General features: G+C 56.0%; 21 protein-coding genes. 9 read left to right on the top strand and 12 right to left on the bottom strand.

Annotated elements, in window-relative coordinates; all coding sequences use genetic code 11:
* Nucleotides 1-2 precede the first annotated feature (2 nt).
* Nucleotides 3-2786: a TonB-dependent receptor gene (locus AC5S16_RS15365; RefSeq protein WP_493930969.1), complete on the bottom strand. Its 2784-nt coding sequence runs from the start codon at nucleotides 2784-2786 to the stop codon at nucleotides 3-5.
* A gap of 355 nt (nucleotides 2787-3141) precedes the next feature.
* Between AC5S16_RS15365 and AC5S16_RS15370 the strand changes: the two genes are divergently transcribed.
* The 3 genes from AC5S16_RS15370 to AC5S16_RS15380 all read left to right on the top strand — a co-directional run bounded on the left by AC5S16_RS15370 (nucleotide 3142) and on the right by AC5S16_RS15380 (nucleotide 3931).
* Nucleotides 3142-3366 carry a hypothetical protein gene (locus tag AC5S16_RS15370; protein ID WP_493930970.1) on the top strand — a complete coding sequence of 75 codons (225 nt, stop codon included), beginning with the start codon at nucleotides 3142-3144 and terminating at the stop codon, nucleotides 3364-3366.
* 124 nt (nucleotides 3367-3490) lie between these two features.
* Nucleotides 3491-3676, top strand: a complete 186-nt coding sequence (locus AC5S16_RS15375; RefSeq protein WP_493930971.1) for a hypothetical protein — start codon at nucleotides 3491-3493, stop codon at nucleotides 3674-3676.
* A gap of 102 nt (nucleotides 3677-3778) precedes the next feature.
* Nucleotides 3779-3931, top strand: coding sequence for a hypothetical protein (locus tag AC5S16_RS15380; protein WP_493930972.1), 153 nt, complete (start codon nucleotides 3779-3781; stop codon nucleotides 3929-3931).
* A gap of 506 nt (nucleotides 3932-4437) precedes the next feature.
* Here the strand turns inward: AC5S16_RS15380 and AC5S16_RS15385 are convergent.
* The 3 genes from AC5S16_RS15385 to ribH all read right to left on the bottom strand — a co-directional run bounded on the left by AC5S16_RS15385 (nucleotide 4438) and on the right by ribH (nucleotide 6812).
* On the bottom strand, nucleotides 4438-5310 hold the full coding sequence (locus tag AC5S16_RS15385; protein ID WP_493930973.1) for a sugar phosphate isomerase/epimerase family protein: 873 nt from the start codon (nucleotides 5308-5310) through the stop codon (nucleotides 4438-4440).
* Between the two features lie 201 nt (nucleotides 5311-5511).
* Entirely contained in the window at nucleotides 5512-5940 is a 429-nt protein-coding gene (gene nusB, locus AC5S16_RS15390) for a transcription antitermination factor NusB (protein WP_493930974.1), read from the bottom strand.
* Nucleotides 5937-6812 (bottom strand): 6,7-dimethyl-8-ribityllumazine synthase, encoded by an 876-nt coding sequence (gene ribH, locus AC5S16_RS15395; RefSeq protein ID WP_493930975.1) that lies wholly within the window; start codon nucleotides 6810-6812, stop codon nucleotides 5937-5939. The genes nusB and ribH overlap by 4 nt, the downstream gene beginning before the upstream one ends.
* 101 nt (nucleotides 6813-6913) lie before the next feature.
* On the opposite strand from ribH, the gene AC5S16_RS15400 reads away from it, so the two are divergent.
* Nucleotides 6914-7546, top strand: coding sequence for a hypothetical protein (locus tag AC5S16_RS15400; RefSeq protein ID WP_493930976.1), 633 nt, complete (start codon nucleotides 6914-6916; stop codon nucleotides 7544-7546).
* A 164-nt stretch (nucleotides 7547-7710) separates the two neighbouring features.
* On the opposite strand, the gene AC5S16_RS15405 is transcribed toward AC5S16_RS15400, so the two are convergent.
* The 4 genes from AC5S16_RS15405 to AC5S16_RS15420 all read right to left on the bottom strand — a co-directional run bounded on the left by AC5S16_RS15405 (nucleotide 7711) and on the right by AC5S16_RS15420 (nucleotide 10791).
* Nucleotides 7711-8865 carry an MFS transporter gene (locus AC5S16_RS15405; RefSeq protein ID WP_493930977.1) on the bottom strand — a complete coding sequence of 385 codons (1155 nt, stop codon included), beginning with the start codon at nucleotides 8863-8865 and terminating at the stop codon, nucleotides 7711-7713.
* 114 nt (nucleotides 8866-8979) lie between these two features.
* Nucleotides 8980-10044 (bottom strand): glycoside hydrolase family 76 protein, encoded by a 1065-nt coding sequence (locus tag AC5S16_RS15410; RefSeq protein ID WP_493930978.1) that lies wholly within the window; start codon nucleotides 10042-10044, stop codon nucleotides 8980-8982.
* A gap of 103 nt (nucleotides 10045-10147) precedes the next feature.
* On the bottom strand, nucleotides 10148-10561 hold the full coding sequence (gene vapC, locus AC5S16_RS15415; protein ID WP_493930979.1) for a type II toxin-antitoxin system tRNA(fMet)-specific endonuclease VapC: 414 nt from the start codon (nucleotides 10559-10561) through the stop codon (nucleotides 10148-10150).
* Entirely contained in the window at nucleotides 10561-10791 is a 231-nt protein-coding gene (locus AC5S16_RS15420; RefSeq protein ID WP_493930980.1) for an antitoxin, read from the bottom strand. Before AC5S16_RS15420 ends, vapC begins: the two co-directional genes overlap by 1 nt.
* Nucleotides 10792-10891: 100 nt before the next feature.
* Between AC5S16_RS15420 and AC5S16_RS15425 the strand changes: the two genes are divergently transcribed.
* Genes AC5S16_RS15425 through AC5S16_RS15435 form a run of 3 tightly spaced genes read left to right on the top strand, consistent with a single transcriptional unit; the run spans nucleotide 10892 to nucleotide 12362 of the window.
* Nucleotides 10892-11164, top strand: a complete 273-nt coding sequence (locus AC5S16_RS15425; RefSeq protein ID WP_493930981.1) for a hypothetical protein — start codon at nucleotides 10892-10894, stop codon at nucleotides 11162-11164.
* A gap of 7 nt (nucleotides 11165-11171) precedes the next feature.
* Nucleotides 11172-11702, top strand: coding sequence for a hypothetical protein (locus tag AC5S16_RS15430; protein WP_493930982.1), 531 nt, complete (start codon nucleotides 11172-11174; stop codon nucleotides 11700-11702).
* Between the two features lie 12 nt (nucleotides 11703-11714).
* Nucleotides 11715-12362, top strand: a complete 648-nt coding sequence (locus tag AC5S16_RS15435) for a hypothetical protein (RefSeq protein WP_493930983.1) — start codon at nucleotides 11715-11717, stop codon at nucleotides 12360-12362.
* 8 nt (nucleotides 12363-12370) lie between these two features.
* Here the strand turns inward: AC5S16_RS15435 and AC5S16_RS15440 are convergent, their stop codons facing one another.
* Entirely contained in the window at nucleotides 12371-13537 is a 1167-nt protein-coding gene (locus tag AC5S16_RS15440) for an acyl-CoA dehydrogenase (RefSeq protein WP_493930984.1), read from the bottom strand.
* 196 nt (nucleotides 13538-13733) lie between these two features.
* Here AC5S16_RS15440 and mctP point away from each other — a divergent pair, with 196 nt between their 5' ends.
* Together mctP and AC5S16_RS15450 are read left to right on the top strand one after the other, a co-directional pair.
* The gene (gene mctP, locus AC5S16_RS15445) at nucleotides 13734-15254 is read left to right on the top strand and encodes a monocarboxylate uptake permease MctP (protein WP_493930985.1); all 1521 of its coding nucleotides are present in this window, start codon (nucleotides 13734-13736) and stop codon (nucleotides 15252-15254) included.
* 17 nt (nucleotides 15255-15271) lie between these two features.
* The gene (locus AC5S16_RS15450) at nucleotides 15272-18181 is read left to right on the top strand and encodes an FAD-binding and (Fe-S)-binding domain-containing protein (RefSeq protein ID WP_493930986.1); all 2910 of its coding nucleotides are present in this window, start codon (nucleotides 15272-15274) and stop codon (nucleotides 18179-18181) included.
* A 134-nt stretch (nucleotides 18182-18315) separates the two neighbouring features.
* Here the strand turns inward: AC5S16_RS15450 and AC5S16_RS15455 are convergent, their stop codons facing one another.
* From AC5S16_RS15455 to AC5S16_RS15465, 3 genes are all read right to left on the bottom strand, one after another.
* Entirely contained in the window at nucleotides 18316-19281 is a 966-nt protein-coding gene (locus AC5S16_RS15455) for a 2-hydroxyacid dehydrogenase (RefSeq protein WP_493930987.1), read from the bottom strand.
* A 69-nt stretch (nucleotides 19282-19350) separates the two neighbouring features.
* Nucleotides 19351-20109, bottom strand: a complete 759-nt coding sequence (locus AC5S16_RS15460) for a hypothetical protein (protein ID WP_493930988.1) — start codon at nucleotides 20107-20109, stop codon at nucleotides 19351-19353.
* A 56-nt stretch (nucleotides 20110-20165) separates the two neighbouring features.
* Nucleotides 20166-21338 carry a pyridoxal phosphate-dependent aminotransferase gene (locus AC5S16_RS15465; RefSeq protein ID WP_493930989.1) on the bottom strand — a complete coding sequence of 391 codons (1173 nt, stop codon included), beginning with the start codon at nucleotides 21336-21338 and terminating at the stop codon, nucleotides 20166-20168.
* Between the last annotated feature and the right edge of the window lie 33 nt (nucleotides 21339-21371).

A 21371-nucleotide genomic window follows, 5' to 3' on the forward strand; every position in this document is an offset into this window, starting at 1 on the left:
TATCAGAACCAGAACGCAAGACTGAAATTGATCGTCCGGTTCGCTGCCGGAGAAGTGGTAAAGAATCCCGCCAATGCCGTTGACTTGCCAAAAAGCGGAGAGCTCAGTACGCCCACTGGTTGCGAAGGATTGACATAGTTGAAGACATTCTGGGCGGATACAGCAAGGTTAAGGTTGTAGCGTCGCTGAATCTCTTTCTTCTTGGGCGGCGTCTTCGCTTTCGCATCTGCAGGAGGAGGCGGATTCTCATCCGGCACGACCGGCCCGAAAGAAAAGGTGCGCCCGAGGCGCATGTTTGCTGTGAAGTAAGAAGGTCCCTTGCCGTAATTCATAGGAATGATCGTCTGCCCCGGAAGCGGATCCGCATCAAAGGTGCCCCACTGCGTTCGATATACACTGGACCGGCTCAGGTCCGTTGCAAATGCAGGCCGGTCGTTGAATTGCGAATCGCCATTCAGGTCATCGCCGACCGTAATGTTGAACGGCGTGCTCGACTGATAGATCACGAACGGATTGACGCCGAAGTGATACGGAAGCTGCGCCCATCCGCCAAAGAACACCCGCTGGTGAATGTCGTTGCTCGCGCGTCCCCAGTCCTGATGCAGGTCATATTGATTGGAAGGGAAGTTGCTTGCCCCTGAAGTGTTGGCGTGGCTGTGACCCAGCATATAGAAGCCAAAAAAGCCCGTCTTTTTTGTTCGGTAGCTGACATTCGCGAAGAAGCGGTTTCTCTTTGACGCGCCCTCCGATTCATATTCATAGATATTCTGCGTGCCTCCCATGGGGCGAACGCCGCTCGTCGGATCAGCAGGGTTGTACGTTCCTGGTAGAGGAGCATTGGCATTGCGCGTCAACAGAAGGTCCACGCCGCGTGAGTGGATGTAATTCAGTGAAACATTCAGCTTCTTCGCAATAGTTTTTTCAAGAGAAATGCTCTCCTGCACTGTATAGGGAGTATGAATCAATGGGCTGATCCTGTAGATCGTAGGAGAAACGGCCGTGCCCAGGTCAGGGAAATTAGGATAGGAATCCGGCGAATTCACCACATACTGCAATTCCGTTATGCCATTCTGCCGCTCTGCATTGGCAATGTTGGTCGATGCAAAGCGTGTATAGAAAATGCCTGCGCCTGCGCGCAGAACTGCAATGGGAGGCTTGTTCTTCTTCATTCCAATCGACCACGCATAAGCAAACCGCGGAGCAAAATCAGAATGGTCCGCGATTCCCGTCTGTGTCTCAAAGCGCAGTCCATAGCTGAGCGTCATGCTCGGGCGCATCTTCCAGTCGTCTTCCACATAAACGCCCAGGTCCTGCATCAGCACGACAATGCTCGGAGTGCCGGTCGTAATGCTGAACTGGCTCGCGCCTCCGCCGGCAGCGCGAATCTGCGCAGGCGAGAGCCCTGATGCAAGTCCCTGCTCAGTGATCTGGTAAGCCGTCAGCGAAGGGAAAATAAACTGCCCGTTGAAGCCGCCAGTCGAGCGGTTGGCATCACGCGTCGCGCGATAACGTCCGCCAAATTTCCAGAAGTGGTTGCCCTGCGCAATCGACACGTAATCCTGCAGCTCGTAGCTGTCCTGGTTGTCGCGCGCGTCGCCCAGGTTGTTGCCGCCTCCCGTGAACGCGCCCTGTACGTTAATCGTCGGATCATGGCTCGCCGCTGTCTGAAGATCCCGCGTGCGAATGTACTGGAAGCGCGTCTCATTCACCACCTTCTCGCCATACATCTGCGTATCGCTGAACTGAAAAGTCTGCATCACGTTGTTGGAGCTGGTTGCCTGCGACAGAAGCGAGAACTGGCTGGCGAGGTTATTGGTCTGTGTTGTCTTGTTGAGGCTGTAGCGGGCGCTGATCGTGTGAATATTCCCCAGCTGAAAATCAAATCGCGGATTGATGTTTGTCGTCACCGAAGGGCTCGACACCGCCTGCACCAGCGCCTGCTGCTGAAACGATGAATCGAGCACAATGGCGTTGACGAACGACTGCGTCTGGTTGGTCTCTCTCATGCCGTCAAAAAAGAAGGAGAGATGCTTGCTGAGCGGCCCATTGATATCCCCTTCCATATAGGTCGAATGATAAGGCGGCTGCTCTTGCACATAAGGGTTACGCGCGTTGAACGACGAATCATTGCCCTGGACATACACATCGCCATGCAGCTTGTCCGTCCCCGGCTTGGTGAAAATCTCGATGCGCCCCATGCCCTGCGCATCATACTGCGCGGAGTAAGGATTCTGGTTGATGCGAATCTCGCGTATCGACGACTTGGGCGGCATCCGCCCGCCGCTGAATCCATCTACAAAGAACTGCGTCCCGTTTTCCGGATCAGACCCGGCAATCGCCTGCAGTTGCGTCTGCAGATCATCCGGATTATCCGCCAGCGCATCGAGGTCTTTGCCCTTCAGGATAATCGCGCTGCCGTTCTTCTCCGGGCTTGAGTCGATGTCTTCATCCGACACGGTCACCTGCTGCTCGGCAACCTCGATCTTCATCGAGATATTTACGGCGACCACGTGCCCATCAGTCACCACAACATTCGGTTGTTCGAAGCTCGCAAAACCCGCCGCCGTCGCCGTGATCGTATAAACGCCCGGCGAGACGCTCATGAACTTATATGAGCCCTGCGCATTGCTTTGCGTCACGCTGCTCTGGCCTTTGTTGCTGAGCGTGATCTCCGCCTGGGGAATGATCGCCCCGGAGGGATCTGTAACCGTACCGGATACAGAAGCGCCGTCGGACGCACTCTGGGCCAGCGCAAATTCAAGCGCCGGAATACACAACAGAACCAATACAGTCAGAAACCGCCTGAGTGGACAAGGCATAAGCTTAGTAGGCCCACGACTCGCGCCGGAGACTGCTGGCTCGACCCATAGGGCCGCTCAAGTTCTCCCAATTGAATTAAGCTCTGCGCTCCGCGCAGCAGAGGGAATGCTGCAATTTTAGACGCGGACGGCTGGATTTCCGCTCTATGCGGGCGCAAAATTAATCCTTTTCCAGCGTGGCTGGTCTATATCAGCTCCCTGCGCATGGCCAAAGCGTACAATGAAGGAAGACGTTGAACAGCCTGCTCGGCTGTAGCCTTCCGTTCCGCTTCATACGAGCTCCGTACCACACGCAAGATCACAGTATTGATCGGAGTTCAATATGCGTTCTGAACAGATCCATCGCGTTCTCGCGCAGGGAATTACCCGCTTCGAAATCTGCCAGCTTGTCTCCAAGGGCGTAAAAGCCACCCATATATCAGGGAGGCGCTTTGAAGACTCCATCGGAAATGTGCTGGAACACCTGGGCCGATACGAAGCTTCTCCTGGAAGGATTCGTACCTTGTCCAGGCAGCCGCAGACCGCATTCGTTATACCGGCCGCATGATTTTGCGGAATGCAGCCTTGGAGCGTATCCTTGGCATAGTTGAAGCTTCTTCTCACCTCCAGCCTTAGTTGCTCCGCTCCAGACGAGTCGTTCTCACGATAGTCAACCGCAAGAGTGGAGGCCTATGGCCGTCATCAAAAAGCCGCATATCAGCAAGACTGGAAAGAGTGTGCTGGCTTTCCGCAGGCGGAACACCGCTGGCAATGCTGCCGCAACGCAGCGTGGAACAAAGGGTGAACAGGGCGCAACCAAAACGCCCGCCGTGCGCATTGATCTCGTTTCCGATCCATCGCGCGTATATGGTAAGTAGCCCGTTCCAGCGAGCGCTCCCACTTGGACAGCGAAATTCCACTTCCACTGAAAGGGTTCCACTTGTATGACATTAATCAAAAAATCAGATGTGCATAATCACATGTCCACAAAATCGCGCGAAAGGCGCGAGAAGGCCCATGCTTATAAATCAGGCGAGCAGGGCAAGGAAACGAACAAACCCACGGCCGTGGCCGCCGAAGCTGCATCCGTCAATCCTGCAATAGCGCCACAACATACACCGAAGGCTGACTGAGTCGTAGCTGTATCCCATGCCAGCGCCTTGCAAAACCGGAGAAAGGCTGAGAGAAGCATGGTTGGACGCTGTCCGGCGCCGGGTGCAGATTCATCTGCACATCCGCGACAGGGAAGCGGGCGAGCCAGATCCTCAGTCAGCGGAAATGGATGCGAAGAAGAAATGGTTTGACCACTGCAGAGACGAGGTCTGCCATCAATGCTTTCTTTCATGAGCGGGAGCCAATAGATTTCGCTCTTGTACTTTTATCCCCGGAGGTTTGGATCGATGTTAACCATTTGTTCTGAGAATTCAGAATATAGAGCGAAGTTTGTCGCTTCAGTGCATGAACTTGTGTCTGCTGAGCGCAATTTGCATGAAGAGAAAGAACCGCCGCCATTGGGACATGCCCGCCTTGAACAGGCCCACAACGAATGGTGTAAATGCTGGAGAGACTGGAGAATTCACCGCTCCAGCTGCCCAACCTGCCAGCGTATGCTCGCCTAACCGCGAAATCAGTGAGCTGACTATCCCTGATAGCCCATCCCCGCCAGCACTCCGCGCATATAAGCGAAGCTCTTCGTTACTCCAGGCATGGGATCATCGCCGTGGACCTCATATTCCAGATCCACAAAGCCCTTGTACTTGATCGCGATCAGCGCTTCGAAGATCTCGCGGATGGGCATCTTGCCGTCCCCGACCGGCACCTGGCTCTCTTTGGAAGTGAAGTCCGTCAGATCCTTGGCGTGCATATCGAAAAGGCGCGGCCCGACTTCGTGGATCGCCTGGACTACATCCGTTCCTGCGCGCACGCAGTGACCTATGTCGATGCAGCACCCCATGCGCGGATCCATGCCTTTGAGCGACTTCAGAATATCGAGCGGCGACGGCCATATCTTATCCTCCGGGCCGTGGTTGTGGATGGCCAGGCGAATGTCATACTCCTTCACAAACTTCTCAATGCGCGGAAGCGCCTTTGGCAGAGGATCTCCGGCTACAATTACGCGGACTCCTGCGCGCTTGGCATACTCGAATTTGGAGCGGATATCGTCATCCTCGTCTTTAGGGAAGTAGACCGTGCCGATGGCATGGAGCTTGATGCCGGCAGCAGAGTAGGCGCTGAGCGCCTGCTGCGTGGCATCGGGTGGCGTCATCGGGAGATGGTCCTTCACATCCTTCGCATTCAGATCAGTGAGCTTCAGATCCTTCATCCACTGAATGACGTGAGCGCGGTCGAACTCGCGAAAGGTATAGCTCGCCATTCCAAGCTGAATCGGCGAAGGCTTCAGCGAAGCCGCGGCCGGTGCGCCGTTACCCCAGGCAAACGCTGAACGTGAAGCAGTGGAAGCCACGGCAGCAGCCATCGCGCCATTACGAAGAAATTCCCGACGTGTCGACATAGATAGCCGCATGATAATTTTTCGGTCGCTGTTATGTCTAAGGTTGAATGATCCAGCAGAGCAGGAATGAACCGCATAGCGGTACAACACCACAAATGCGTCATCCTGAGCGAAGTGAAACGGAGTCGAAGGACCCGCACCGTCGGTGCGAGGCCTTGCGCAGCAAGGCGGGATGCCGATCCAGCCACTCTACGATAGGGCTTACGAATTCAACCGCGCCTTAGCCACCGCATCCAGCACACCGTTAAGAAAATTGATCGACTCCGGCGCAGAATAGCGCCGCGCAATCTCAAGCGCTTCATTAATCACAATCGGAGCAGGCGTGCCGGGAAAGCCAAGCATTTCCGCAATCGCCATGCGCAGCACGTTGCGGTCGACGCTGGCCATGCGGTCCAGCCGCCAGTTGGCAGAGTGCTTTTCAATCAGATCGGTGACTTCGTCTTCCCGCGAAACAGCAACACGGAAAATGTCTTCAGCAAAGCCGCGAACATCAGGATCGGCATCCGCCTCATCGCGAGCCTTCCAGAAGGTGCTGCGCACCTGGTCGGGAGTCTGCTTGCCCATATCGAGCTGGAAAAGCATCTGCATGGCGAGCTCGCGTGCTTTCCGCCGCTTTCCGGGAGCGCTCATTTCGCCACGGCCCCCGCTTCCATCTTGCGGTGCAGGGAAACCATCTCAATTGCAGCCGAAGCCGCTTCAAAACCCTTGTTCCCGGCCTTCAGGCCGGCGCGGTCCAGAGCCTGTTCCAGTGTCTCGCAGGTCAGCACGCCAAACGTGTGCGGAATTCCGGTCTCCTGCTGCGACTGCCCAATGCCGCGCGCCACTTCGTTATAGATGGCCTCGTAATGCGCCGTCTCGCCGCGCAGCAGCAGGCCCAGCGTGATGACAGCGTCAAACTTCCTCGACTCCGCAGCCTTGCGCGCCGCTGAAGGAATCTCCCACGCGCCCGGCACGCGGATAATCTCGACATCCTGCTTCTTCGCCCCGCTGCGATAGAGTGCATCGAGCGCGCCCTGCAAGAGGCGGTCGGTAATCACAGCATTCCAGCGCGCCACAACAATCGAAAAGCGCATGCTCTCAGCAGACAGATCGCCTTCAAGAGCCACAGGCTTGCCCTTCAGCGGATCAGTCCATTCCCAGAAAGCAAAAGAGGTGCCAGGAACAGGCTCAATGGTAAAGACGCGTGATTTCCAGTCAGTATCCGAAACTTCGCTGAGACGGGCTGCAGCTTCCGTCTCACCCCAGTTTGTTACCAGCCATTTCTGTGCCACTTCACGCGCGGAATCAAGGCCCGTGACCTCCACCAGCACGTCACCGGGAACACTCGGCATGCCGTAAATAAACTCAAGATTGCCCTGCGGCGCAAGAAACGAGCAGCCGCGGCTCTGCTCATCTTCCCAGCCTTTGCCGGGCTCAAATCCCAGCGCGGAAAAGAAGCTCGCCAGCTTGTCATACACAGCCGGAGTGCTGGTCTGGCGCACGTGGATAATGGCTTTGATCATAATTCGACTTTATCAGCGGGCGGCACAAAGCGGAAATCAGCACCGCGGCAGTTACTCCCATATCGCCGCGCGCATCGTCTACTATGACAAAGGGAGACCAGATGTTGGCAATATACCGGAGTTGGCTTAAGCCCTCGTTCTTTTTTGCGGCGCTGCTCGTCGCACTCTTCTCAGTAAAACCGGCCTGTGCGCAGGGTCCTCTGTCTGTGGTCCGCAACAGCGATGTTTCCATCAGCGCCCTGGGCCAGTTCACCAATTCAACGAATGGAAACGGAATCTCCGTCGACCCTACAAAATCAGTTGGCGGATGGGCGGAGTTTCGCCACGTCTATCATCCGTGGCTTGGCTATCAGGCCGTCTATGGCTACACGCGTTTTACGGATCGCTATTCCTCAGCCAATTTTCCCGTGCAGCACAATGTGCATGAGTTCGGAGGCTCCTTCCTGGCAAGCGCTCCCAATCTTCTCGGGGTCCAGCCCTTCGGCCTCCTCGGATTCAGCGCGCTTCTGTATTCGCCCTCATTAAACGGCGGGCAGAACGCCAGCGCTCAAGCCAGGCCTGCGATCACATTTGGACTAGGCGCAAACTTTCCATTGCTGACGTCGCACTTCGGCGCGCGCCTGCAATACCGCGGCCTCTACCACCCAACTCCCGATTATGATGAAGCAATCTATAAAACCAGCACTTGGCGCCTGACCAGCGAGCCAGCAGCCGGCCTATACTTCAAGTTCTAAGGGGACTGGCCGTCCAGGCGGGCGCGCGCTTTGCGCGCCATTCTTGCTCGGTTGAAAGCTTAGCCATTCGAAGGGCTCCAACCTGCCATGAAGAAGCGACCAGCGGGAGCGGGCAGGAAAGCCGATGCATCAATCTAACTTAGAATTGGCGCGCGAAGCGCGCGTCAGCCAGCCTGCCCTGAGCGAAGCCGAAGGGGCCAGTTCAAATGGCGGAGCGCGGCCAGGGCCAGCAGCAGAAGCCCCAGCGCGCAGACGCCGCTCCATCCCCAGCGTGCCCAGGCCATCGTAGAGAAGAGCGAGCCCAGCGACCCGCCAAGAAAATAGGCGGTCATATAGACGGTGTTGATGCGTCCGCGTGCGCCCGGCTCCAGGCCGAAGATGCGTGTCTGGTTGGCAATCTGGTTGGCCTGCGCGCCCAGGTCAAGCACGATCACGCCCAGCGCCAGTCCGATGATGTGGTAGCCCAGAAGCCAGAGAATCCCATAGCCAAGCGAGAGCAATCCCAGCGCCAGCGTTACGACAGCGCGTGAGCCGTGACGGTCCGAAATGCGCCCGGCCACCGGAGCGATCAGCGCGCCCGTCGCGCCCAGGATGCCGAAGCTGCCTGCCACGCCCGCGCCGAGATGATAATGCTTCGAGCCCAGCAGGAAGACCAGCGTCGTCCAGAACGCGCTGAAAGCCGCAAACACCAACCCGCCCAGCACCGCCGACTCGCGCAGCAGCGGCTGCGTACGAACCAGTGTCCACAACGAACGCAGCGCATCGCGATAGGGCAGCGGTTTATGCGGAGGAAGCTTCGGCAGCCTGCGCAGCATCAGTGGAACAAAGGCCGCACTGCTCATGGCCGCGAAGACGAAGACAGCCCGCCAGCCCAGCAGCGATGCGATCCAGCCGGAAACAGCGCGCGCCAGCAGCACGCCCAGCAGCAGCCCCGTCATCACCGTGCCGATGGCGCGCCCGCGCTCTTCATCCTCAGCCAGCTCCGGAGCAATCGGCACAATAATATGCGTCACTGCCGCCGTAAGCCCGATAGCAATGCTCGCGACAACAAGAACAGCAAATGTGGGAGCAATTGCGCACAGCAGCGCAGAAAGAGCGACTCCAGCAAAGAGGCGCACCATCAGCCCGCGCCGCTCCATTACATCGCCGAGAGGAACAAAAGCAAGAATGCCGACCGAATAGCCAACCTGCGTGGCTACTGCCACGATGCCCATCTGGCCATGATCGGCGTGCAGGCTGCGCGCCATATCCAGCAGCAGCGGCTGATTGTAATAGATATTGGAAACACCCACGCCACACGCGAGGCCGAGAAAGGGCAACAGACTGCGGTGCCGTGGGTGCAGTTCAACAGGAGCTTCTGGAACTATTCTTTCAATGTCTTCCAAATACCAGTTTAGATGAGCCCGGAATGCATCAGGTCGCGGGCACTCTCTTTAGTGTTGTGTCTCCGCAGCAGTAATAAACGGTTCGAGCGCCGAGCTCTGGCTGCCTGCATTCCCGGCATCGAAGGGCCCTGACCACACCTGCCCGAATTGATAATTCGATCCCTGTGAATTGTTCCAGATACTTTCCGCATTCGTGTCAAAGAATTGCTTATATTGCGGATTGGGAAACGCATCGTTCAGCGCCATAAGATTGCGCACGAAGATGCCCTTGAACTGCACGCCATCCGCGCCACAGTTGGGCTCGCAGCTGTCATGCAGAACGCCGTTCGTATCGGTCAGGTTCGTGAGCGTCGCATTTGCAATGGCCCTGGCGGTGGTCACAAGAGTTGGGTTCGGAGTTACTTTATTCAGCTCCGTCAGGCCACCTAAAATCACGCCCTGGTTGTAGCTCCACGTGGTTCCTTGATTGTTCTGGCACGTGGAGAGGTCCAACCCGTCATTGATAAGGTTGTTTGAATTGATCATGCCCGAACTCTTGAACCACGACCATTCCTTCTGCGCCCAGGTCAGATACTGCGCGCGCTCCTTGGGTGGCACGCGGCTCGCGAGATGTGCGGCTACAGATAAAAACAGCTCATTGGCAATGGCATTCTTATAGGTCTTGGCCTTGCTCCACCAGATGCCGCCATTGCAGGTTGAGTCCCATCCTCCGGACATGTCAGAAAAAATCGACTCGGCCATCGACAGGTACTGCGTGTCCTGCGTCAGGTCATATGCGTCAATCCATGCCATCGCCCACCAGCCTTCATCATCGTAGTAATCGTTGATGAAGCCTACGTGGCTGGTCTGCGCCTGCGTGAAGGTATTCGCAAATACCGGGAGGTACTGCTTGCTGTGGCTCACTCTCGAATAGTTGGCGAGCACAGTAGTTGCATTGGCCGAGTTCCACCAGCCGGTGGTCTGGTAAAGCCCGGTGCTTTCTGTGTACCAGGATTGCAGTGTGCTGATGCCGTCCGTGGCTTGTTGGAGGTAATTAGGCTGCTTGGTTTGCGAGATTGCTGCGGTGGTGAAGAGCAAGATCAACAGCGGCGTAAGAGCGAGGCGAGATACCATGCTGTCTCCTTATGGGAACGTTTCCATCGAGCGAAAACAGGGTAGGGACTTACTCTTGAAACTGTCAAGCAGAGCAAATTAATATTTGGGAAAATACGTACTTCTAAGTGAGCCTGCTCCAGTTTTCTATCTTCAGACCACGAATGCGGCGGAACTCGCGCTCATTGTTCGTGACCAGAGTCAATCCGCCGGATAGGGCATGAGAGGCAATCCAGAGATCATTATTGCCAATCATCGTGCCGCGCTTTTCGAGATCGGCGCGCACCATCCCATAAGTTTCAGCGCAGTCCTCCGGGAGATTTTCTACAGACAGGATCTCTCGCAGAGCAGACAGCTTCTCGAATGCCAGTTTGCGTTGCTGGCTTTTCTGTGCCCCGTAAAGAAGCTCTCCGAAAGTAATAATGGAAATGACTGCATCGCCCGCCTGCATCTGCTCAAAACGTGCCAGTACAGTCTGCGGCCGCTTCTGGCGGATATAGATGCAGATATTCGTATCCAGCAGGTATCGCGCCGGCATCAGAGACGTTTCCGTTTCTGCGGCGGCTCATCTTTACGAGATTCAGGAAAAATATCCTCAGGCAGCTCCGTCAGAATCACGAACGCCCGTGCCAGATTCTTCGGCTTCTCACGCAGAATGATCTCTTCTCCGCGCCGGAAGATCTCAACTTCCCGGCTCTTTAAACGGAATTCTTTAGGCAGGCGCACCGCCTGACTGTTCCCGGATTGAAAAACACGCGCTAGTGCCATGAAAAATACCTCCAGACTTGAGTATATACGCGATTGTATATACACAAAGATCAGATTTCGTTCATACAAATCGCTATCCCAAGTATGGTATATATGTACCATGGTAACAAGTCCTGGAGCTTCAAAAGAATTCATAGTCGAGCGGGTACAGACCGGCGTCCGGATGGAAAAGCGCCTGCTGAAAGTGCTGAAAGCATTGGCCGAATATCACGATCTGTCCTTAGGAGACTTGCTCGAAGGAATCGTGCTCCATGCTTTCGATGGCAAATGCGCTTTCGGCAAAGAGAGCCTGCAGCGCATTGCCGATCTGAAGCGTATTTACGGGCTGGAACTTGATTCTTCAGCCAGCCACAAGATGCGTGACCGCAAGTGAGAGAAGCATGAAGCGAACCTGGTCGATTGGATTAGCTGTTGTCATTGCCGCCGCCGCACTGCTCTACGAACACTTGCATGAAGGGCAGGAGCCAGGAGACTTGAAGCACGTGAGCAACAGCTTTGAATTTGAGATCAATGCGCCATTAGCCAAAGCATTTCCACTTTTCGGAGCGGACAAGGAACAGGCGTGGGCCCCGGGATGGAAGCCGCATTTCATTCACCCCTCGCCTGCCGAAGATGTATCCGGCGCTGTTTTCCATGTAAGCCACGGACACCATAAAAGCACATGGATCAACACAGCTTTTGACGAGGCAAACGGACACGTGCAGTACGCATATTTCATCCCCGGCATGCTGGTAACGCTCATCGATATCCACCTGACACAGCTGGGAAATGAGCACACCCATGCCAGGGTAGTGTACGAGCGGACTGCGTTAAGCAGCGATGCAAATGCCGTCGTCATGCAGCACGGCGAGACCGATGCCAAAGCCGGACCGGAATGGCAGGACCAGATCAACAGCTATCTTCAAAAGTAAAAGGCGATTGATATGGTCAGGAATGGATGGCCAACATTTCATGCTTTGCTTGTCGAAGGCGTGCCGGGAATTGGTAAATCAACACTGATCGATAGCCTTATTCGGCGATATATAGAAACAACACGAACAAGACAAATCAGGACTTTTCTTAACCTGACGCAAACCTATACGTATGGGCCTTTAGCTCCTGCGGAAGATGCGGGTACCCTTTCGGCATCTGACAATTTGCATTTATTAGAACGTATTGTGCAGACGCTGGAATGGCTTCACGGCGATATTCAATTTACTGACAAGCCTGTCTTTATTTTCGTGGATTGCCTGCATCTGACACACTGCCTGCGGCCGGGAGTCGTTCAATGGACTGATGTAGAGCCGTTTGATCGTCGACTTGCCAGACTGGGATGCAAATTAGTGTTGCTGACAGCCTCAGAGAAAACAATCTGGGAGAGAAGCATTCAGGGCCGCGACGAATCGCAGTTCCTGAAAGAGTATGCACATAAATTCGGTTGCACACATAAAGAATTGCATGAGCATTTTATAGCTGAGCAGGAAAAATTCCTTCAAATGTTCGAGCAAACGGCCTTATCGAAGCTCCGAATACAGGCTGATGGAGATCTATCAGACATGGTTCATCAGGCTCAATCATTCTGGCTGAGTTAAATCATTTTTCACTTCACTCCACTCAGCACCAGCTTGCCGATCGTAGCCAGCTGCATATTGGAAGTGCCTTCGTAAATCTTCCCGATCTTCGCATCGCGGTAAAACTTCTCTACCGGATAATCCTTCACGAACCCATACCCGCCATAAACCTCAACCGCCTGGCTGGCGACGCGCTCAGCAACCTGCGAAGCAAAGTATTTTGCCATCGCCGCCTCGCGGATATAGCTCTGCCCCGCATCCTTCAACCGCGCAGCGTTATAGACAAGCAACCGCGTCGCTTCGATTTCCGTTGCCATTTCTGCGAGCGCGAATTGCACCGCCTGAAACTCGGCAATGGCTTTCCCGAACTGTTTACGCTCCCGCGCGTATTTTGCCGCGCAGTTCCACGCTCCATGCGCGAGCCCCAGCATCTGCGCGCCAATGCCGATGCGTCCTTCATTCAGCGTTTCAATGGCGATCTTGTATCCTTTCCCCGGCTCGCCAAGAACATTTTCCGCAGGCACGCGGCAGTCTTCGAGAATCAGCTCACATGTCGACGAGGCACGTATACCAAGCTTGTCTTCCTTCTTGCCCACAGAAAATCCAGGAGCATCCTTCTCCACCAGAAAAGCAGTAATGCCCTTATATCCAGCCGCAGGATCCAGCGTAGCGAAGATGATAAACAGTCCAGCTTCCCTGGCATTTGTGATCCAGAGCTTCTGTCCATTCAGAACGTAGTGGTCGCCGCGCAGCTCGGCCCGGCTCTGCAACGCAAAAGCATCGGAACCGGAAGCTGCTTCGGAAAGCGCATACGCGCCGACGGAATTCGCGGCAAGCTGCGCCAGATATTGTTTCTTCTGCTCTTCCGTACCCCAGCGCAGCAGAGCATTGATGCAAAGCGTGTTCTGCACATCGACCAGCACACCCACAGCAGGATCGACCGCCGAAATCTCTTCCACCGCAAGAATCGCTTCAAAAAAAGAGCCGCCGCTGCCGCCATATTCGACAGGAACCTCGATCCCCATCAGGCCCAGGTTGAAAAGCTGCGGAAGCAGCTCCGGAGCAAAGTGCTGTTCCTCGTCCATCTGGCGCACCAGCGGCCCGATCATCTGCTGCGCAAACTCGCGCACAGTAGATCGGAAGAGCTGTTCATCTTCATTCAGATAAGTAAGCGGTGTAGCGGTTGTCTCTGACATAATCCATCAACCTCAATCACAGGGGAAAACGCTAGAGTGTATCAAAATCAAGCGCGCAAAGTTTTCCAGAGACTAGCAAGGAAAAAGCGACCAACGAGAGCGGAAAGAAGCCAATAAAGCGAGCATCAGTGCGAATGGCATGCGAAGCGTGCGTCTCGCTGGACGGCCAGTCCTGCTAAGATCAATTGCACGCAGCATGACATCTTCATTCCATGCAGTTGCCACAGGGATTTTCTGCGTCAGCTTTCTGCTCGTGACGCTTGCCGGGTTCTGGGCTGTGCGCTGGAGACGCGGCGACCTCAACAGCCTCGAAGAGTGGGGCCTCGCCGGGCGCCGCTTCGGTACGCTCATTACGTGGTTTTTGATCGGCGGCGACTTCTACACTGCCTACACCGTCATTGCCGTACCCGCAGCGCTCTACGGCACCGGCGCGCCGGGATTCTTCGCGATCCCATACTGCATCCTGCTTTATCCATACATGATGCTGGTGCTGCCCCGGCTCTGGCATGTCTGTCACCGTCGCGGATACGTCACTCTCGCGGACTTCGTCCGCGGCCGATACGGTAACCGCCCGCTCACCATCGCCATTGCGCTCACAGGAATCCTGGCGACCATGCCCTACATTGCACTGCAGCTTGTAGGCATGCGCGAAGTCATCGCTGCATTGGGAATTCACGGAGAGTGGCCGCTGATTGCAGCTTTCGTGATCCTCGCCGCCTACACCTATTCCAGCGGACTGCGCGCTCCCGCCGTCATCGCTATCGTGAAAGACATCATGCTCTACATCATGGTGGCCGCTGCTGTCATCGTGATTCCGGCAGAGCTCGGCGGTTATGCGAACGTTTTTTCCGCTGCAGGCGCCGCACTCGCGCAGAAAACGCAGCCGGCCTCGATCATCCTCAAGCCCACTCAATACTGGAGCTACGCCACGCTCGCATTCGGCTCAGCCATTGCCATCGTGCTCTATCCCCACACAGCAACTGGAGCGCTCAGTTCCGCGAGCGGCCGCGTCATCAAGCGGAATGCAGCGCTGATGCCGGCCTATAACCTGCTGCTCGCGCTCATTGCGCTGCTTGGGTATTTTGCTCTCGCTGCCGGAATCCATTCCGCGAATACATCCAGCGCAGTGCCGCTGCTCTTCGTCCAGATGTTTCCCGAATGGTTCGCCGGCTTCTGCCTTGCAGCCATCGGCATTGGCGCTCTGGTTCCCGCGGCTATTATGTCCATCGCGGCAGCAAATCTCTTCACGCGCAATCTGTACGGCGAGCTGGTCCACCGCTCCATGACGCCAAAGCAGGAAGCCACGCAGGCCAAGCTGGTTTCGCTTTTCCTGAAAATCGGCGCGCTGGTCTTCGTCTTATTTGTTCGTGCGCAATATGCCATCGAGCTGCAACTGCTGGGCGGTATCTGGATCGGTCAGCTCTTTCCATCCGTAGTCTGCGGCGTCTTCACCCGCTGGTTTCGCGGCTCTGCGCTCTTTGTGGGATGGCTCGCAGGCATGGCCACCGGCACAGGAATGGCCTATGCGCTTGACCTCAAAAGCTCTGTCTACCCGCTGCACATTGCCGGACACGTTTTCCCCGTCTATGCCGCCGTTCCCGCGCTGCTTGTAAATTTACTGGTTTCCGCCGCAGGAACATTACTGCTTGACCTCACAGGGAAGGAACGCGGCGAGGACACAACCGAAGAGAAAGATTACGAATTGCAGGAAGCCTGAGCGGCTAGAATACTGCCGTGGCCCAGGTATCCCAGCTTCCCGTTCTCAACAACACCGAGCATCCGCACGAAAGCTTCAGCGCCTCACAGGAGCTCGAGCGCAAGCTTCAGTCTGCCATCCGCGGAGAAGTCCGCTTCGATCCCGGCTCCCGCGCTCTCTACGCAGCCGACGCCTCCAATTACCGCCAGGTTCCAATCGGTCTCGTCATCCCGCGCGATACCGATGACGTAGTCGCCACGATCGCAGCCTGCCACGAGTTCGGCGCTCCAGTGCTCGCGCGCGGCGGAGGAACCAGCCTCGCAGGGCAATGCTGCAATGTTGCCGTCGTGCTGGACTTCTCCAAGTACATGCGCAACATCCAATGGCTCGATCCGGAAAAGAAGCTCGCGCATGTCGATCCGGGCATCGTGCTCGATCGAGTACGCGAAGCCGCCGAAGAGCACCACCTGACGTTTGCACCTGATCCGGCAACGCACAGCCGCTGCACGCTCGGCGGCATGATCGGCAACAACTCCTGCGGCGTGCACGCTCTGATGGGTGGCAAGACCGTCGACAACATCCACTCGCTAGACATCGTTCTCTACGACGGCACCCGTATGACCGTCGGCGCGACCAGTGAAGAAGAGCTGAACGCCATCATCGCAGCAGGCGGACGCCAAGGTGAAATCTATGCGGGGCTCCGCCGTATCCGCGATCAATATGCTGATCTGGTTCGTCAAAGATTCCCGCGCATTCCGCGCCGCGTCTCCGGATACAACCTCGACGAGCTTCTCCCCGAGAACGGATTTCACGTTGCCCGAGCTTTAGTTGGGAGCGAAGGCACCTGCGCAACCATCTTAGGAGCAACGCTCGATCTCAAACCCAGCCCGCCGCACCGCCGATTGGTAGGCCTGGGATTCGAGAATCCCTTCATCGCCGCCGACTACGTCCCATTCGTACTCGAATACAAGCCCATCGGGCTCGAAGGCTTCGATGGCATGCTTGTCGACTTCATGCGGCGCAAGCGGCTCGCGCTTGACGACATCGGCCTATTGCCCGAAGGCCGCGGCCATCTGCTGGTTGAATTCGGCGGCTGGTCACCTGAGGACGTTGAAGCACAGGTAGACCGCTTTCTCGCTGCAGTTTCGCAGCTTCCCGCCACCATGCATCGTTACACAGCAGAAGAAGCGCCGCGCGTCTGGCATGTGCGCGAATCGGCTCTCGGCTCAACTGTCTTCGTCCCCGGCGAGCCGCATGGATGGGAAGGCTGGGAAGACGCAGCCGTTCCTCCGGAAAAACTGGGCTCCTATCTGCGGCAGATTTTCAAGCTGATGGATGACTTCGGCTATCGCAGTCCCATGTACGGACACTTCGGCCAGGGCTGCGTTCACATGCGCATCAACTTCGATCTCGAAAGCGAAGAAGGCATCCGCAAGTTCCGCGCGTTTCTCGATCAGGCAACCGGCATCGTCATGGATCACGGCGGATCGATCTCCGGAGAGCATGGTGATGGAAACGCGCGCGCTGCATTGCTGCCCAAAATGTTCGGCCCGGAATTGATGCAGGCATTCCGCGAATTCAAGTCGCTCTGGGACCCGCAGAACAGAATGAACCCGGGCAAGCTCGTGGACCCCATCGCCGTCTACGAGCCGCACGAAAATCTGCGCCTGGGCGCCGGATACGAATCGAAAAAGCCTGAGACATATTTTCAATTCCCGGAAGACAAGGGCTCATTCGCCGAGGCAACGCTGCGCTGCGTGGGTGTAGGCGCATGCCGGAAACAGAATCCCGGAACCATGTGCCCCAGCTACATGGCCACGCAGGAAGAGCGCCACTCCACGCGAGGCCGAGCGCATCTCCTGTGGGAAGCGCTCGAGGGCAATGTGCTCCAGCAGGGATGGGATGACGAGCATGTGCACGAAGCGCTCGACCTCTGCCTGTCCTGCAAGGCCTGCAAGAGCGAGTGCCCGGTCAACGTAGACGTGGCGACATACAAAGCCGAATTCCTCGCGCACTATCATGAGAGCCATCCTCATCCTTTGCGCGACTACGCTTTCGGATTCATGGACCGCTGGGCGCACCTTGCCTCAGCAATACCGCTTGCAAACCTGCCGCTCCAGTTTCCCGGAGTCAGCACACTCGTAAAAAATGTTCTGGGAGTTGCGCCACAGCGGAATCTTCCACGATTTGCCTCGCGCAGCTATCAAAGCCGCCTGCATGCGAAAGATATGACAGAGGCGCAGGTCGTTCTCTGGCCTGATACCTGGAATAACTACTATCACCCGCACGTGCTCGAATCAGCGCATCAGGTCCTGACAGACGCAGGCTTCTCTCCCTACACGCCGAAGCAGCACATCTGCTGCGGACGCCCCCTCTATGACTTCGGCTTCCTCAAACAGGCGCGCGCCTACCTCGAAAAAATCCTGCAGATGCTCGCACCGCAGATCGACGCGGGAATCCCATTCGTCTTCCTCGAGCCAAGCTGTGCCAGCGTATTTCGCGATGAGCTGCTGAACTTCTTCCCGGCAGATGATCGCGCCAGAAAACTCAGCGAACAGTCACTGCTGCTGAGTGAGTTCCTCGCGCGCCGCGCGCCCGAATATAAGCCGCCATCGCTGGCAGGGAAGCGCATCGTGCTCCACGGCCACTGTCATCACAAATCATTGATGAAGATGAAGGACGAGACAGCAATCCTGAAGAGAACCGGCGCTGAAGTCGAGTTGCTCGAGTCAGGATGCTGCGGCATGGCCGGCCCCTTCGGATTTGAAAAAGAAAAATATGAAGTATCGCAGACCCTGGGCGAGCGCGTTCTGCTGCCCGCCGTGCGCAGCGCTGCAGCAGAAACGCTCATCGTGAGCGACGGCTTCAGCTGCCGCGAGCAGATTGCTCAGAACACCAGCCGCCGCGCCGTGCACTTTGCTGAATTGCTTGCAAGACCGCGCGTCTAAATGAGTTCCTCGGCCAATCATTTAGGTAGAAGCACCGGCCTTTTAGGCCGGTGAAACAGGCCTGCGATAAGGAGGGGCTTTAGCCCCGGCATGGATATTCCTAATCCATAAAACACATCGAAAACTGGAAGTCATCAATACGCGCCTTCAACCACGTTCCTGAGCGGCTTGCCTTCAGCAAACCGCTTCACCTGCTCTGCAACCAGATCGAATGCCCGCGACATAAAAAGCGGACTCGACCCGCCAACATGCGACGTAAGCAGCAGGTTTGGCGCCTTCCATAACGGATGACCTTCCGGCAGCGGCTCCGGATCGGTTACATCAAGTGCCGCGCGGATACGATGCCCTTCGAGCGCCTTTACCAGGGCATTGGTTTCGACAACCGGCCCGCGAGCTGCATTCACCAGCAGCGCACCCTGCTTCATTTTCGCAATGTTGTCAGCATGGATCAGGTGCCGCGTCTCAGCGGTAAGCGGCACAATCAGGACAACAATGTCCGCATCCGGCAGCAATGCATCCAGCTTTTCTACCGGCTCCACTCCGGGTTTGGCTGTGCGCGCAACACGAAGAAGGTTGACCCTGAAAGGCAGCAGGCGTTCTTCAATGGATTTCCCGATCGAACCATAGCCGACAATCAATACTGTCTTGCCGGCAAGCTCTTCAATCAGCACAGGCGGATACGCATGTGGTTCTTCCTGGTATATAGACCGGTAGTTCTCAGCGGCCAGCTGGGGCGTTGCCCACGTACCCTTTCTCTGAAGATCAAAATAAAAAGGCAGAAACTTTATCATCGCCAGAATCGACGTAACCACCCATTCTGAAGTAGCGACATTATGTACGCCCTGCGCATCGCACAGCACCGCTCCATGAGGAACGAAGTCCCGCTGCCAGTCCACGCCGGCCTGCAATGATTGCACAACCTTCACACCGCGAAGGTATGGAGCAACGGGCCGCGCATCCTTGGCAAACAGAGGCGCAACCCAGAAGTCAATATCAATCGGAGCAGACGGCGCTTTCGGCAAAACAACGACTTCTGCGTCCGGAGAAAATTTGGCAATCAATGAATCGCTTGTCCAGTGCGGCACTCCCACTCTTACCATGCAGACACGTCTCCCTTTGCTCTATCGTAGTTTCTCATCCTTGTGCGGAGGAGCAAGTGGAGGAGGCGATTACTCTTTCTGATGGAAGACAGAGTTATTGATATCGGGCCAGAATTCTTTGAAGACAAAAGTTATTCCATCAAGGCTGACATTGGTGAGCCACCGCTGGCCTACCTTCGTCCAGGTACGCTCTCTGCTCGGATAGTACAGGCTCGATATCCCAGATGCCGCACCTGCGCCGATCACTTCTGAAGCATTGAATGCCTCATTGCCTGCATCCGTGCGCGTAATCAGGATACGGGAGAAGGAATAACCCGTTCTCTTCACGATGCTGCCGCTGCCCAGTGTGTAGTAGCGCGAATCCTGCCGCAGCGCCGATGGAAAAATAGCCTCGACCATGTAATTCTCTACCGCCTGGTCGGCAAGCGAGTGCCAGTAATAGCGCCCATATCCCACCGCGCCCTGGTGAAATTCAGGATAAGAGTTCTGCGCCATGCTCACCCCCGCCAGAGCTCCCGCGAAGATGAATGCTGAATAGTCGAAGCTGTCTTCTGTCGCGGTTATGAATTTATCTTTCACCGATTGAGGAGGCAGCTTTTGATTGACGGAAACAGAACGAAAATTCGGAATCACGCCAAGGATGCGCTTCGTCTGTTTTCCTTCCAGATTCCCATTTAGATCAGCTTGTTGCTGGGTCTGCCCGCCGCCTTGGTCAGGATTATCGGGCAGCGCATTCTGCCCATGCGCACAAGAGAAGGAAACAAATGCGGCCCACCAATAAAAGACAACTCTACTCAGAGAACTCTTCAGCGAAACTCGTAGACGCATGCCGGTTAGACGATGAAGGTGGGACTTCAGTTCACCGAACCTTGAAAGTGTTGTTGTTATTTCAGGAACTTTGACAACGCTTCCAGGCCCGCCTCAATGGCGCGCTTTGAGACCGAGTAGCCGAACCGCACATATCCCTCGCCCTGCGCGCCAAATACAACGCCGGGAATCGTGGCCACATGCGCTTTTTCGAGGAGCAGTGCCGCTGCCTTGCGACTGTCCTTATGAATCTTCGTCACAGAAGGCATCGCATAAAACGCGCCATGCGGAAGCTCACATTCCAGCCCGAGTTCATTGAGCCCTTTCACCAGCAGATCGCGCCGCTCGCGATATTCTTCTCTTCGCTTATCAAGAAAACTCTGCGGCATGGCCAGCGCTTCCAGGGCCGCCCATTGCGACGGCGTAGATACTCCATTCACCGAATAGAGCACCAGCTTGCGCAGGCCCGTCATGAACGGCTCCTTTGCCACGACATAGCCGACGCGCCACCCTGTCATCCCGTAGCTTTTTGAAAATGTATAAGTAGAAATCGTCCGCTGCGCCATGCCCGGCAGCGACGCAATCGATACATGCTCGCCTTCATACACAAGATCTTCGTACGCCTCATCGGCAATCACAATCAGGTTGTGCTTCTTCGCAAACGCCGCAACCTCCTCCGCTTCTTCGCGTGAAAATACAACGCCGGAAGGATTCTGCGGCGTGTTGTAGTAGATCGCTTTGGTATGCGGCGTCGTGAACTGCTCCAGAGTCATTGTCAGACCATTGCGGCGCGCGCTGGCCGTAGGCACCAGCAGCGGACGCGCCTGTGCCCCAGTCACCATATCGCGAATCGGCGTCCAGTAAGGCGAAAACAACAGCAGGTCATCGCCGGGATCAAGCACCGACTGAAAGGCAACATAAAGAGCATGCGCTCCGCCCGCGGTCACCAGAACATCCTCAACTGTGACATCAAGCTGGTTGCGCGTCTTCAGCTTGTGCGTCAGCGATTCTCGCAGCGGCTCAATGCCCGATGATGGTGCATACTTCGTCTTGCTCTCGACCAACGCCCGAACCATGGCATATTTCACCTGCTCCGGCGTTTCAAAAAAAGGCTCGCCGCCATGGAATGCATGCACCACTTCGCCGGCCGCGCGCAGCTCAAGAACCTTATTGCGAACCTGCACAATGTCAGAGAATCCGACTTCATCCAGCCGCTTCGCCAGTCGCAGGGAGCTCTTCTTCGTTGTCATTTAAGTTCTCTCACGCGAGGAATCAGACTCTCC

The organism is Acidobacterium sp. FHG110202_01 (assembly GCF_059115305.1).